Raw genomic sequence first — 14,159 nt, forward strand, 5'->3', positions numbered from 1 at the left:
GCACCGCTATGACATCCCGACGAGACTGGCGTTTACAACAGCTGGGCATCACCCAGTGGGTATTACGTCGCCCCGCCGCGCTGCTGGGCGAAATTGCTATCGCGCTGCCTGCTCATGTCCGTCTGGTCATGGTGGCGGAAGAACTTCCTGCGCTGAGCGAGCCGATTATTCAGGATGTGCTGCGTACGCTGAAGCTGCGTCCCGATGAGGTTATGCTGCTTACGCCGGATCGGGTGGCGATGCTGCACGACGGGCATTGCAACAGCTGGTGTCTTGGCGTGACGGAGCCTCTTGCGCTGCCGGGCGCGAAGCTGGTCTCGCCGGGGCTGGAAGGGCTTCGGCGCAGCAGCGCCGCTCGCGCCGCTTTGTGGCAACAAATTTGCGAAAATGATGACGATTTCTTCCCTGCAGCCGACTGATCTCGCGGCGGCTTACGCCATTGAGACGCGAAGTCACGCCTTTCCCTGGAGCGAGAAAACTTTCGCCAGCAATCAGGGCGAGCGCTACCTCAATTACCGCCTGGATGTGGCGGACAAGATGGCGGCTTTCGCCATTACCCAGGTCGTGCTCGACGAAGCAACCCTGTTTAATATCGCGGTCGACCCCGCTTATCAGCGGCGCGGGCTTGGCCGTCAGCTGCTCGAACATTTAATCAGCGAGCTGGAAACCCGCGGCGTGCTCACGCTCTGGCTTGAAGTGCGGGCTTCTAACGTGGCCGCCATCGCGCTATATGAAAGCCTGGGCTTTAACGAGGCGACTATCCGCCGTAATTACTACCCCACCAAAGAGGGGCGCGAAGACGCGATAATCATGGCCCTGCCGCTGGGCTGATAACAAAGAAAAGGTGATGTAATGAAGTGGGACTGGATACTCTTTGATGCTGACGAAACGCTGTTTACCTTTGACGCTTTCGGCGGCTTACAGCGGATGTTTCTCGACTACAGCGTGACCTTCACCGCCGAGGATTATCAGGACTACCAGGCCATCAATAAGCCGCTCTGGGTCGATTATCAGAACGGCGCCATCACGGCTTTGCAGCTTCAACACCAGCGTTTTGAAAGCTGGGCCGAGCGTCTTAATGTGCCGGCAAGCGACCTCAACCGCGCTTTTCTCAACGCGATGGCGGAAATTTGCGCGCCGCTGCCGGGCGCCGTGTCGCTGCTCGATTCGCTTAAAGGCAAGGCGAAGCTTGGCATCATTACCAACGGCTTTACCGCGCTGCAGCAAATTCGTCTTGAACGCACAGGGCTGCGTGACTATTTTGATCTCATTGTGATTTCGGAAGAGGTAGGGGTGGCGAAGCCGGACCCGCGCGTGTTTGATTATGCGCTGGAGCGCATGGGCAACCCGCCGCGCGAACGCGTGCTGATGGTGGGCGATACGGCGGAGTCGGATATTCTTGGCGGCATTAACGCCGGGATAGCGACCTGCTGGCTAAACCACCATGGGCGTACGCTGCCGGAAGATATCGCCCCGCTTTATCAGGTCACCTCATTGAGCGAACTGGAGCAACTGCTGTGTAAACAATAATTGTCTGCCCGCCACTGATGGGTACAATAGCCGCATTTTTCGACTCACACGCCGCGGGGCGCCTTGCCACGCGCTTACACAGAAGATTTTGACTATGACGTTGTCTCCTTATTTGCAAGAGGTGGCCAAACGCCGCACGTTTGCCATCATCTCTCACCCGGACGCCGGTAAAACTACTATCACCGAAAAGGTGTTACTGTTCGGACAGGCTATCCAGACCGCCGGTACGGTAAAAGGCCGCGGCTCCAGCCAGCATGCGAAATCAGACTGGATGGAGATGGAAAAGCAGCGCGGCATCTCTATTACCACTTCCGTGATGCAGTTCCCTTATAAAGAGAGCCTCGTAAACCTGCTTGATACCCCAGGCCACGAAGACTTCTCCGAAGATACCTACCGCACCCTGACGGCGGTGGACTGCTGCCTGATGGTTATCGACGCCGCGAAAGGGGTTGAGGATCGCACCCGCAAGCTGATGGAAGTGACCCGCCTGCGCGACACGCCGATCCTGACCTTTATGAACAAACTCGACCGCGACATCCGCGACCCGATGGAGTTGCTTGATGAAGTGGAGAGCGAGCTGAAAATCGCCTGCGCGCCGATCACCTGGCCGATTGGCTGCGGCAAGCTCTTTAAGGGCGTTTATCACCTTTATAAAGATGAAACCTACCTTTATCAGACAGGGCAGGGCCACACCATTCAGGAAGTGCGCATCGTTAAAGGTCTTGATAACCCGGATCTCGATAAAGCCGTAGGCGACGATCTCGCTCAGCAGCTTCGTGACGAGCTTGAGCTGGTGCAAGGCGCTTCGCACGAATTCGACCAGGAGCTGTTCCTGAGCGGCGAAATCACGCCGGTCTTTTTCGGCACCGCGCTCGGTAACTTCGGCGTTGACCATATGCTGGACGGTCTTGTGGAATGGGCGCCTGCGCCGATGCCGCGTAAAACCGACACCCGTGAAGTCGAAGCGAAAGAAGAGAAGTTTTCCGGCTTCGTCTTTAAGATCCAGGCCAACATGGACCCGAAACACCGCGACCGCGTGGCCTTCATGCGTGTGGTATCCGGCAAATACGAGAAGGGTATGAAGCTGCGCCAGGTGCGTATCGGCAAAGATGTGGTTATCTCTGACGCGCTGACCTTTATGGCGGGCGACCGTTCTCATGTTGAGGAAGCTTACCCGGGCGACATCATCGGTCTGCACAACCACGGCACCATTCAGATTGGCGATACCTTTACCCAGGGCGAAATGATGAAGTTCACCGGCATTCCGAACTTCGCGCCGGAACTGTTCCGCCGTATCCGCCTGAAAGATCCGCTCAAGCAGAAACAGCTGCTGAAAGGGCTGGTGCAGCTTTCGGAAGAGGGCGCGGTGCAGGTTTTCCGCCCGGTGGCTAACAACGATCTGATCGTAGGCGCAGTAGGCGTGCTGCAGTTTGATGTGGTCGTGGCGCGCCTGAAGAGCGAGTACAACGTTGAAGCGATTTACGAATCGGTAAACGTGGCGACCGCCCGCTGGGTTGAATGCGCGGACGTGAAGAAGTTTGAAGAGTTCAAGCGTAAAAACGAAGTGCAGCTGGCGCTGGACGGCGGCGATAACCTGACTTACATCGCGCCGACCATGGTCAACCTGAACCTGACGCAGGAGCGTTATCCTGACGTCGTTTTCCGTAAAACACGCGAGCATTAATTTTTCTTTCGGGGCGCGCCGCAAGCCGCGCCCCGCCTCTTTTTTCCGCGCTTTATCCCTCTGTTTTCCCGCTTGCGGAAATTTCTTAAATTCCTGCTTTCTTTGCCGTTTTGCCGTTTTTTCGCCTTCGCCACCATGCGTTTTTGAGAGAGTGATCTATATTTAACACTGTGATGGCAAGGTCGCTGGTTTAAACAACCATTCAATGCGTGTTTGGCAGTGTTTAAACCGCGAACTTATCACTTGTTTGATATTAATAACTGACTTAAGCCGGTGTGGCGAGAGTTACTGCAATAGCATGAGGCTGTTGACAGAACGCTTCACTGTCTGAGCAACCTTGAGCAAGGCCACAAGCCCTGCTGTTTAGGAAAAGCCAGTGTCGTTATGGCTTAAGGCTCAAATTCTGAGCAAACTACAGGAATGAATCGATGAACAAGACTAAGATTTCGAAAACTCTGCTGGCCGTTGTGTTGGGTTCTGTAATGGCGACTTCTGCGGTTCACGCTGAAAGCTCCGTTGCGGACAAAACAAAATCCACTGCCGATACCGCAGGGCAAAAAATCGATAGCTCTATGAATAAAGTCGGTAATTTCATGGATGACAGCGCCATCACCGCAAAAGTAAAAGCGGCCCTGGTGGACGATGAAAACATCAAGAGCACCGATATCTCCGTGAAAACCGAGAAAAGCGTGGTCACCCTGAGCGGCTTCGTAGAAAGCCAGGCGCAGGCTGAACAGGCGGTCAAAATCGCGAAAGGCGTTGAAGGCGTACAGTCCGTCAGCGACAAACTGCATGTTCGCGATGGTAAAGACCAGTCGGTGAAAGGTTACGCAGGTGATGCAGCGACTACCAGCGAAATCAAAGCTAAACTTCTGGCTGATGACATTGTGCCGTCTCGTAAGATTAAAGTGGAAACCACTGACGGTGTCGTTCAGCTCTCCGGTACCGTGGATTCTCAGAAACAGTCTGACCGGGCCGAAAGCATCGCTAAAGCCGTTGATGGCGTGAAAAGCGTCAAAAACGATCTGAAAGTGAAGTCGTAACACCCCAGACCCACTCTCCCGGATGTGGCCGGGAGAGAAGGTAAGTATGACCACCAAGAAAACACCGTCAGTGGGTCAGACGCTCACTAAGAAGCGGTAAAGTTTAACTATGGTAAAGGAGAGTCTTATGTTTCGTTGGGGCATTATTTTTCTGGTTATCGCATTAATCGCCGCCGCTCTGGGCTTTGGTGGCCTGGCGGGTACGGCAGCAGGCGCTGCGAAGATCGTCTTCGTTGTGGGTATTATTCTGTTCCTGGTCAGTCTTTTCATGGGCCGTCGTCGTCCATAGTGTGATAAAACTGTAACAGGCAGACGGGAAGGCCAGTCTTTATGACTGGCTTTCACGCTTTGGGAGCAAAATAAGCGCCTTCAAGGGCGCGATAAAAAGCAGGTGGCAGGGTGGGACAACGTATTCCGGTAACGCTCGGCAACATTGCGCCGCTGGCGTTAAAGCCGTTTCGTCCCGGCAAGCTGGCTATCGTATGCGAGGGCGGCGGGCAGCGCGGGATCTTCACAGCCGGTGTGCTGGATGAGTTCATGCGCGCTGAATTTAACCCCTTCGACGCGTTCTACGGCACTTCCGCCGGCGCCCAAAATCTCTCTGCTTATGTCTGTAACCAGCCCGGCTATGCCCGGCGCGTCATTACACGCTATACCACAACCCGCGAATTTTTTGATCCCGTTCGTTTTGTACGGGGCGGCAACCTTATCGACCTTGACTGGCTGGTGGAGGCGACTTCAAGCAAAATGCCGTTGGCGATGGACAGCGCGGCGCGTTTGTTTGACGCCGGTAAAGAATTTTACATGTGCGCTTGTCGAAGCGACGATTACTCACCCGGCTACTTTGCGCCGCAAAACCAGACATGGCTTGATATTATTCGCGCGTCCAGCGCCATACCGGGCTTTTATCGCACAGGCGTAATGCTGGATGGCGTAAGCTACCAGGATGGCGGCATCAGCGACGCTATCCCGGTGCAGGAAGCGGCGCGCAGAGGGGCAACCACGCTTGTGGTTATCCGCACCGTGCCTTCGCAAATGTATTACACTCCGCAGTGGTTTAAGCGCATGGAGCGCTGGCTCACTGACAGCAGCCTGCAGCCGCTATTAAACCTGGTGCAGCACCATGAAACCAGCTATCGCGCCATTCAGGAATTTATTGAAAAGCCCCCCGGCAAGCTGCGTATTTTTGAAATCTACCCGCCTAAGCCGCTGATGAGCATGGCGCTTGGCAGCCGTTTGCCGGCGCTGATGGCGGATTATAAAACTGGCCGTCTGTGCGGGCGTTATTTTCTGGCGACAGTCGGTAAGCTCCTGACCTCGAAGCCGCCGCTGCATCGCCATCGGGTGGCGACGCCGCCTACGCTCGTGGTGCCGCCAGCTACCGTTGCCAACGACGCGGTCGCGACGACGCCGCTTTTTGCGCCGGAGGCTAACGATGCGGCTTTTGATAACGAGGATCTGGCCTGATGCGGCGCTTTATCGACACCCATTGCCATTTTGATTTTGCGCCTTTTCCCGGCGACGAGGCGAGAAGTCTTGCGCAGGCGGCGCAGGCAGGCGTTGAGAAGATAATCTTACCCGCCATTGAAGCCGAGCGTTTCGCTACTGTGCTGTCGCTTGCTGAGGAGCATAAAGGCATCCATGCCGCGCTCGGTCTGCATCCCATCGTGATTTACAAACATAACGACGCGGCGCTGGCATTGCTCGAACACCACTTGCAAAACCGGCCGCAGAAAATGGTGGCGATAGGGGAGATTGGCCTCGATCTCTATATGGATAACCCGCTTTTTGAGCGCCAGGAAGCGATACTCGATGCGCAGTTGCAGTTGGCGAAACGTTATGAACTGCCGGTTATCCTTCACTCCCGCCGCACTCACGATAAGCTGGCGATGCATCTGAAGCGGCACGACCTGCCGCGTAAAGGGGTGGTGCACGGTTTCGCGGGCAGCCTGCAACAGGCGCAGCGTTTTGTCGAGATGGGCTATCGTATTGGCGTGGGCGGCACTATCACCTATCCCCGCGCCAGTAAAACACGCAACGTCATTGCGCAATTGCCGCTTTCAGCGCTGCTTCTGGAAACCGACGCGCCTGATATGCCGCTCAACGGTTTTCAGGGGCAGCCGAATCGTCCGGAACGAGTAAACGGCGTGTTTGACGTCCTTTGTGAGCTGCGCCCTGAGCCGCCTGAACTGATTGCCGACACCATTTTGCAAAATACCCTGCAGCTGTTCGATTTTTCCGCCTGAAATCCGGCGTTTTTCTTCTCTCCTGTGAAGAGTGTTCGCCTGCGCGTAACGCGGGTTTGCTACGCTTCACTCTAACAGCGATAAACCGCTCGTTGCTGTAGCATATGTTACTATTATAACATTTGCCGTCGCCTCAATCTGACGCAGGCGAGCACGCTATTTTTAATACATGGCCCGTGTACAGGCTGTTATAGTGTTATGTTAATCACATATAATGGTTGTACGAATGCAATCCATGCTTTTCAAATTGTGAAACGCGACACAAAATCATCTTCAGCGCTGATGTTAAAATTCTAACATCCTCTGTGGTGAACGGCGGTGAGAAGGATCTTAACGTGTTGGCGGTTAGCGCCACGCCTCTTCATGGAACCAAGCCCGCTCCAACGTGTTGAGTTTCTCCTCTGAGATACGTTTTTTTGTTGGAGATTTTTATGACTGATTTGACCAAAAGCAGCCTGCGTGCGCTGCAACTGATGGATCTCACTACCCTGAATGATGACGACACCGATGAAAAGGTGATTGCGCTTTGTCATCAGGCGAAAACCCCGGTTGGCAACACCGCCGCCATCTGCATTTATCCGCGCTTTATTCCGATTGCTCGTAAAACCCTGAAAGCGCAGGGGACGCCGGATGTTCGTATCGCAACCGTGACTAACTTCCCGCACGGCAACGACGACATTGAGATAGCGCTGGCGGAAACCCGTGCGGCCATCGCGTATGGCGCGGATGAAGTGGACGTCGTGTTCCCGTATCGCGCGCTTATCGCTGGCAATGAGCAGGTGGGTTTTGACCTTGTTAAAGCCTGTAAAGACGCGTGCGCGGCGGCTAACGTGCTGTTGAAAGTCATCATCGAAACTGGCGAGCTGAAAGAAGAAGCGTTAATCCGCAAAGCGTCAGAAATCGCTATCAAAGCGGGCGCCGACTTCATTAAAACATCTACCGGTAAAGTACCGGTTAACGCCACGCCGGAAAGCGCCCGCATTATGCTGGAAACGATCCGCGATATGGGCGTTCAGGACAGCGTAGGTTTCAAACCGGCGGGCGGCGTGCGCACGGCGGAAGACGCGGCTAAATACCTGGCGGTGGCGGATGCGCTTTTCGGCGCTGACTGGGCTGATGCCCGTCACTACCGTTTCGGCGCTTCCAGCCTGCTGGCGAGCCTGCTGAAAGCGCTCGGCCACGGCGACGGCAAAAGCGCCAGCCAGTACTAATCTCTTCTGCGGCGGGCCACCGCCGCTTTTAACCTGATGACGTCAGGGGGTTACCTTGTTTCTCGCACAAGAAATTATTCGAAAAAAACGCGATGGCCAGCCGCTGAGCGATGAAGAGATTCGTTTTTTTATCAACGGCATTCGCGATAATACGGTTTCCGAAGGGCAAATCGCCGCGCTGGCGATGACCATTTTCTTTCACGATATGACGATGCCGGAACGCGTATCGCTGACCATGGCGATGCGAGACTCAGGAACCGTGCTGGAGTGGAAGAGCCTTAACCTGAATGGCCCGATTGTTGATAAACACTCGACCGGCGGCGTGGGCGATGTCACTTCGCTGATGCTTGGCCCGATGGTGGCGGCCTGCGGCGGCTACATTCCCATGATTTCCGGGCGCGGCCTTGGCCATACCGGCGGCACGCTCGACAAGCTGGAAGCCATTCCGGGCTTCGATATTTTCCCGGACGACAACCGCTTCCGTCAGATTATTAAAGAGGTCGGCGTGGCGATTATCGGCCAGACCAACTCGCTGGCGCCTGCCGACAAGCGCTTTTATGCCACCCGCGACATTACCGCCACGGTCGATTCTATTCCGCTTATTACTGGCTCTATCCTTGCGAAAAAGCTCGCCGAAGGACTGGACGCGCTGGTCATGGATGTGAAGGTCGGCAGCGGGGCGTTTATGCCGACCTGGGAGCTCTCAAAAGAGCTGGCGGAAGCGATTGTCGGCGTTGCCAACGGCGCGGGCGTGCGCACCACGGCGCTGCTTACCGACATGAACCAGGTGCTGGCTTCCAGCGCCGGTAATGCGGTAGAAGTGCGTGAAGCGGTGCGCTTCCTGACCGGCGAGTACCGCAATCCCCGTCTGTATGAAGTGACCATGGCGCTGTGCGTGGAAATGCTCATCTCCGGCCAGCTTGCGAAAGACGAAGCCGATGCGCGCGGCAAGCTTCAGGCGGTGCTGGATAACGGCAGCGCGGCGGAAATCTTCGGCCGTATGGTCGCGGCGCAGAAAGGGCCGGGCGATTTTATTGAAAATTACGATCGCTACCTGCCGACCGCGATGTTGAGCAAAGCGGTTTACGCCGACCGCGCCGGTTTCGTCAGCGAAATGGACACCCGCGCGCTCGGTATGGCGGTGGTTGCCATGGGCGGCGGTCGTCGCCAGGCCTCAGACCGCATTGACTACAGCGTCGGCTTCACCGACATGGCGCGCCTTGGCGAGAAGGTCGATGGCGAGCGTCCACTGGCTATCATTCACGCCAGCAGTGAAGCGAACTGGAAACAGGCGGCGGAAGCGGTAAAAGCGGCAATCAAAATTAACGATGCCGTACCGGAAAGCTCGCCGGTTGTCTATCGCAGAATCAGCCAATAAGTGGCATACTGATCTGATCACTTTTTTACAGCGCAAAAGGTACGGAGAACATATGAAACGTGCATTTATTATGGTGCTGGACTCTTTCGGAATTGGCGCAACGGAAGACGCGGAACGCTTTGGCGACGCGGGTTCCGATACCCTCGGCCATATCGCCGAGGCCTGCGCGAAGGGCGAGGCGGATAAAGGCCGTCAGGGCCCGCTCTACCTGCCGAATCTGACCAGACTGGGTCTGGCGAAGGCGCATGAAGGCGCGACCGGTTTTATCCCCGCGGGTATGGATGGCGAAGCGGAAATCACCGGCGCCTACGCCTGGGCGCATGAACTCTCTTCCGGTAAAGACACCCCGTCAGGCCACTGGGAAATCGCCGGCGTGCCGGTGCTGTTCGACTGGGGCTATTTCACCGACGAGAAAAACAGCTTCCCGCAGGAACTGCTCGACAAACTGGTTGAGCGTGCGGATCTGCCTGGTTATCTCGGCAACTGCCACTCTTCCGGCACCGTGATTCTGGATGAGCTGGGCGAAGAGCATATGAAAACCGGCAAGCCGATTTTCTACACCTCCGCCGACTCGGTTTTCCAGATTGCCTGCCATGAAGAGACCTTTGGCCTCGACAGGCTCTATAAGCTGTGCGAAATCGCCCGTGAAGAGCTGACCGAAGGCGGCTATAACATTGGCCGCGTCATCGCGCGTCCGTTTGTCGGCGACAAAGCGGGTAACTTCCAGCGCACCGGCAACCGCCACGACCTGGCGGTTGAACCGCCGTCACCTGTCGTGCTGAAAAAACTGGTGGACGAGAAGGGCGGCCAGGTGGTTTCCGTGGGTAAAATTGCGGACATCTACGCCAACATGGGCATCACCAAAAAGGTGAAGGCCACCGGTCTTGACGCATTGTTTGACGCCACCATCAAAGAGATCAAAGACGCTGGCGACAATACCATCGTCTTTACCAACTTTGTGGATTTTGACTCCTCCTGGGGCCACCGTCGCGACGTGGCGGGTTATGCGGGCGGCCTTGAGCTGTTCGACCGCCGTCTGCCGGAGTTGCTGGAACTCGTTGGCGAAGATGACATTATCATCTTTACCGCCGACCACGGCTGCGACCCGACCTGGAAAGGCACCGATCACACCCGCGAACACATTCCGGTACTGATCTACGGCCCGAAAGTGAAACCGGGCTCGCTCGGCCACCGTGAAACCTTCGCCGATATCGGTCAGACCGTCGCCAAATATTTTGGCCTCTCTGATATGGAATATGGCAAGGCGATGTTCTGATTTTACGGGGCGGATTATTCCGCCCTGCTTTTTGTTTTAAACGTTAAGGAAAATAAAAATGGCTACCCCACACATTAATGCAGAGATGGGCGATTTCGCTGACGTTGTGCTGATGCCGGGCGACCCGCTGCGCGCGAAGCACATTGCAGAAACCTTCCTTGAAGACGTGCGTGAAGTGAACAACGTGCGCGGCATGCTGGGCTTCACCGGCACCTACAAAGGCCGCAAAATCTCTGTGATGGGCCATGGCATGGGCATTCCGTCCTGCTCCATCTACACCAAAGAGCTGATAACCGATTTCGGCGTGAAAAAAATTATCCGCGTCGGCTCCTGCGGCGCGGTGCGTGCGGATGTGAAGCTGCGCGATGTCGTTATCGGCATGGGCGCCTGCACCGACTCCAAAGTTAACCGTCTGCGTTTTAAAGACCATGACTTCGCCGCGATTGCGGATTTCGGCATGGTGCGCAACGCGGTGGACGCGGCGAAAGCGCTGGGCGTGGACGCGCGCGTGGGCAATATCTTCTCCGCAGATCTGTTCTACACGCCGGACCCGTCCATGTTCGACGTCATGGAAAAATACGGCATCCTCGGCGTGGAGATGGAAGCAGCGGGCATTTATGGCGTGGCGGCGGAGTTCGGCGCAAAAGCGCTGACTATCTGCACCGTTTCCGACCATATTCGTACCCATGAGCAGACCACGGCGGCTGAACGTCAGACCACGTTCAACGACATGATCAAAATCGCGCTGGAATCCGTACTGCTGGGCGATAAAGAGTAAGCGTTTACTGGAAGTGAAAAGGGCGCTGCGGCGCCCTTTTTTGTGGGTGCGGGATAACGACTGGCGCTCCGTTTACCTGCCCTGGAGGTAAAAGCGTGATTTGTAGCCTTGCAGGGGGAAGCGGAACGCACCCGCCCGCGGTTTTCTCCAGCGCCCTTTTAAGGGGGGAGGTGAAAATCTAGCGCACCACCTGCGCAATCCACTCCGCGACCTGGCGTAACTCCGCTTCCTGCGCCGGGAAATCGCCAATCAGCGTTTCGCACTCCTGCTTAAGCGCTTCTGGCCGATAAACACAGCCCTGCAGACGATTGGCCAGCGCCTCCAGCGGCGCGGGATTAAGGCTGTCGGTAAAGACCTGCGTGCGGGTGATGTGGCCTTTTTCGACATCGAAATGCAGCTCCACGCCGCCCCAGGTAAACCGCTCGTCAAGCAGATGGGTAAACGCGGGCGCCTGGCCGAAGTTCCACTCCCAGCTACTCTGGCGAGCAAAGGTTTCCGCAAAGCCGGGCAAATCCGGCGCGGCGTCCGGCGAAATCACTTCCGCCGCCGCCTGCTCGCCGTAGTAGTCAAAAAACGCCTGCGTTACCGCCGCGCAAACCTGCGCATGGGTGATGCCGGGAGAGAGATCGTTGAGGTTCGCCACGCGCCCGCGCACCGAGGTGATGCCTTTAGCCTGCAGTTTTTTCTTATCCGGGTTCAGGTAGTTGGCGAGACGGCTTAAGTCGGCGTTCAGTAGCAGCGTGCCGTGGTGGAAACCGCGATCCATCGTCTCCCGGTAGGCGGAGCCGGAGATCTTGCGGTCGCCTTCCGCTGTCGCCACCACCAGATCGTTACGCCCCGAAGCGCTCGCCGGAATGCCAAGCGTCGCCAGCGCGTTAATCACAATCGCCGTGGAGACGCTTTTGTCATATTCCGGCTTGCCCGCCATGAAGGTGAAGCAGGTGTTGCCGAGGTCGTGGAAGACCGCGCCGCCGCCGCTGCTGCGTCGCGCCAGGCGCACGTTATCCTCTTCCATTCTTCGGGTGTTGCACTCTTTCCAGGGGTTCTGGGCGCGCCCGATAACCACCGTATCGGCATTGCGCCACAGAAACAGCACCCGCTGAGTCGCAGGCATCTGGCGGAAAATGCACTCCTCCACCGCCAGGTTGAACCACGGGTCTTGGGAATCTGAAATCAGCAGACGCAAAGAAGACATAGCGATATCCATTCGTGAAGATGAAAAGCAAGGTTATCACGCCCGCGCGGCGCGGGCGGTGCGAAAAAGGGCCTTTTACGAGCCGCCGCGCGGCGGCGAATCGTTCTCGCTGGTCTCCTCTTCCGGGACCGATTTGCTGGCGGTAAGCAGGAAAGGAGATTGCTGCCAGCGAGTGCGCTTGCCCTGCAACAGCGTTCGCGTCAGCACAATGCCAATCGCCAGCGCGAGCAGCATCATCAGACGCAGGATGTTGGTGGTGTTATCCACCTGCTTGGCTTCGGTGGGCAGGGTATGGGTATCAAGCGTAATGCGCAAATAGCCAATCGGGCCGCTTTTATCCTGTACTGGCTGGACGATTTGTTCGTTAAAGTAGCTGCCCGCCTTTTTGCCATCCAGCGCCAGGCGGTCGCGCACCTCCACGCCTTCGCCGGCGCGGGCGATAAGTTCGCCCTCTTCATCATAGACGCCTGCATCAAGGATGCGGCTTCCCTCGGTAAGCTGGCGCAGCAGGGCGGTGATGCGTTTTTCGTCGGGGTTTTCCCCTTTCATCAGCGGCGCGAGGCTAAAGCTCACCTGGCGGGCCAGCGTGCGCGCCAGCTCTTCAAGCTGCACGTTGCGCATCCGCTGGTGGCTCTGACTGAACCAGGAGGCGCCCTGCATTAAGGCCACCAGCAGGGCGAGACAGATAAGGACGATGACTGCGCGATGCAGCCGAAATTTTAGTTTTGCGCGGGTCATAATTTACCTGCTTAAAATGTGAATCTTAATGTTGCCAGAAGCGCTGCGGACAAGGTAGCCTCATGCGTTGTTTTGTCCCGACCTGATTATATTTACAGGAGCTTGAATGCCGAACAGTCTGACCTGGTGCGACCTGCCGAACGACGTATCCCACTGGCCCGGCTTGCCGCTTTCCTTAAGCGGCGACGAAGTGATGCCGCTCGATTATCATGCCGGCCGCAGCGGCTGGCTCCTGTATGGACGGGGTTTAAATAAGCAGTCGCTGACCCAATATCAACGTAAACTGGGCGCGGCGATGGTTATCGTCACCGCCTGGTGCGTGGAAGATTATCAGGTGATCCGTCTGGCCGGTTCGCTGACGCCGCGCGCTACCCGCCTTGCGCACGAAGCCGGTTTCGACGTTGCGCCGCTCGGTAAAATTCCTCATTTAAAAACGCCAGGCCTGCTGGTGATGGACATGGACTCCACCGCCATCCAGATTGAATGTATCGACGAGATTGCAAAGCTTGCCGGCACGGGCGACCAGGTGGCGGAAGTGACCGAGCGCGCCATGCGCGGCGAACTCGATTTCACCGCCAGCCTGCGCAGCCGCGTCGGCACGCTGAAAGGGGCGGACGCCGATATCCTGCGTCAGGTGCGTGACGTGTTGCCGCTGATGCCGGGGCTGACGTCGCTGGTGTTAAAGCTTGAGTCGCTCGGCTGGAAAGTGGCTATCGCTTCCGGCGGCTTCACCTTCTTTGCCGACTATTTACGCGAGAAGCTGCATCTGACCGCCGTGGTGGCGAATGAGCTGGAGATCCGCGACGGCAAGCTGACGGGTGAAGTTATCGGCCAGATAGTCGACGCGCAGTTTAAAGCGCAGACGCTTAAAGCGCTGGCAGAGCAGTATGAGATCCCGATGGCGCAAACGGTGGCGATTGGCGACGGCGCCAACGATCTGCCGATGATCCAGACGGCGGGGCTGGGCATCGCCTACCACGCCAAACCGAAAGTGAACGAAAAGACGGAAGTGACTATCCGTCACGCTGACCTGATGGGGGTGTTCTGCATTCTTTCAGGCAGCCTGAACCAGAAATAAAG

Annotated in this window: 15 protein-coding genes; 13 read left to right on the forward strand and 2 right to left on the reverse strand. The window is 56.7% G+C overall.

Annotated features, from left to right (window positions below; all coding sequences use genetic code 11):
* The first annotated feature begins 8 nt into the window (after positions 1 to 8).
* The 12 genes from MT962_RS13350 to deoD all read left to right on the forward strand — a co-directional run bounded on the left by MT962_RS13350 (position 9) and on the right by deoD (position 11,146).
* Positions 9 to 419 (forward strand): DNA polymerase III subunit psi, encoded by a 411-nt coding sequence (locus MT962_RS13350; RefSeq protein ID WP_024559964.1) that lies wholly within the window; start codon positions 9 to 11, stop codon positions 417 to 419.
* On the forward strand, positions 388 to 831 hold the full coding sequence (gene rimI / locus MT962_RS13355) for a ribosomal protein S18-alanine N-acetyltransferase (protein WP_024559512.1): 444 nt from the start codon (positions 388 to 390) through the stop codon (positions 829 to 831). The genes MT962_RS13350 and rimI overlap by 32 nt, the downstream gene beginning before the upstream one ends.
* 21 nt (positions 832 to 852) lie before the next feature.
* On the forward strand, positions 853 to 1,530 hold the full coding sequence (gene yjjG, locus MT962_RS13360) for a pyrimidine 5'-nucleotidase (RefSeq protein WP_024559513.1): 678 nt from the start codon (positions 853 to 855) through the stop codon (positions 1,528 to 1,530).
* 94 nt (positions 1,531 to 1,624) lie between these two features.
* Complete coding sequence (gene prfC / locus MT962_RS13365; protein ID WP_024559966.1) at positions 1,625 to 3,214, forward strand: peptide chain release factor 3; 1,590 nt, start codon at positions 1,625 to 1,627, stop codon at positions 3,212 to 3,214.
* Positions 3,215 to 3,642: 428 nt separating this feature from the next.
* Entirely contained in the window at positions 3,643 to 4,257 is a 615-nt protein-coding gene (gene osmY / locus MT962_RS13370; RefSeq protein ID WP_024559515.1) for a molecular chaperone OsmY, read from the forward strand.
* 127 nt (positions 4,258 to 4,384) lie between these two features.
* On the forward strand, positions 4,385 to 4,546 hold the full coding sequence (locus tag MT962_RS13375; protein ID WP_002437547.1) for a DUF1328 family protein: 162 nt from the start codon (positions 4,385 to 4,387) through the stop codon (positions 4,544 to 4,546).
* Between the two features lie 110 nt (positions 4,547 to 4,656).
* Positions 4,657 to 5,724, forward strand: a complete 1,068-nt coding sequence (locus MT962_RS13380) for a patatin family protein (RefSeq protein ID WP_024559516.1) — start codon at positions 4,657 to 4,659, stop codon at positions 5,722 to 5,724.
* Entirely contained in the window at positions 5,721 to 6,503 is a 783-nt protein-coding gene (locus MT962_RS13385) for a TatD family hydrolase (RefSeq protein ID WP_024559517.1), read from the forward strand. Before MT962_RS13380 ends, MT962_RS13385 begins: the two co-directional genes overlap by 4 nt.
* 431 nt (positions 6,504 to 6,934) lie before the next feature.
* On the forward strand, positions 6,935 to 7,714 hold the full coding sequence (deoC, locus tag MT962_RS13390; RefSeq protein WP_247365840.1) for a deoxyribose-phosphate aldolase: 780 nt from the start codon (positions 6,935 to 6,937) through the stop codon (positions 7,712 to 7,714).
* A 55-nt stretch (positions 7,715 to 7,769) separates the two neighbouring features.
* Positions 7,770 to 9,092: a thymidine phosphorylase gene (gene deoA, locus MT962_RS13395; protein ID WP_247365841.1), complete on the forward strand. Its 1,323-nt coding sequence runs from the start codon at positions 7,770 to 7,772 to the stop codon at positions 9,090 to 9,092.
* A 52-nt stretch (positions 9,093 to 9,144) separates the two neighbouring features.
* Positions 9,145 to 10,368 (forward strand): phosphopentomutase, encoded by a 1,224-nt coding sequence (deoB, locus tag MT962_RS13400; RefSeq protein WP_247365842.1) that lies wholly within the window; start codon positions 9,145 to 9,147, stop codon positions 10,366 to 10,368.
* A gap of 58 nt (positions 10,369 to 10,426) precedes the next feature.
* Positions 10,427 to 11,146 carry a purine-nucleoside phosphorylase gene (deoD, locus tag MT962_RS13405; RefSeq protein WP_004857662.1) on the forward strand — a complete coding sequence of 240 codons (720 nt, stop codon included), beginning with the start codon at positions 10,427 to 10,429 and terminating at the stop codon, positions 11,144 to 11,146.
* A 178-nt stretch (positions 11,147 to 11,324) separates the two neighbouring features.
* Here deoD and lplA read toward each other — a convergent pair whose 3' ends face one another.
* Both lplA and MT962_RS13415 read right to left on the reverse strand, forming a co-directional pair.
* Entirely contained in the window at positions 11,325 to 12,341 is a 1,017-nt protein-coding gene (gene lplA, locus MT962_RS13410) for a lipoate--protein ligase LplA (protein ID WP_247365843.1), read from the reverse strand.
* Between the two features lie 75 nt (positions 12,342 to 12,416).
* A complete protein-coding gene (locus MT962_RS13415; RefSeq protein WP_024556410.1) occupies positions 12,417 to 13,079 on the reverse strand; it encodes a YtjB family periplasmic protein in 663 nt (220 codons plus the stop codon).
* A 106-nt stretch (positions 13,080 to 13,185) separates the two neighbouring features.
* Here MT962_RS13415 and serB point away from each other — a divergent pair, with 106 nt between their 5' ends.
* Positions 13,186 to 14,157, forward strand: coding sequence for a phosphoserine phosphatase (gene serB, locus MT962_RS13420; protein ID WP_024556409.1), 972 nt, complete (start codon positions 13,186 to 13,188; stop codon positions 14,155 to 14,157).
* Positions 14,158 to 14,159: the final 2 nt, after the last annotated feature.

The sequence above is a fragment of the Franconibacter sp. IITDAS19 genome (genome assembly GCF_023079515.1).
GTDB lineage: Bacteria > Pseudomonadota > Gammaproteobacteria > Enterobacterales > Enterobacteriaceae > Franconibacter > Franconibacter pulveris.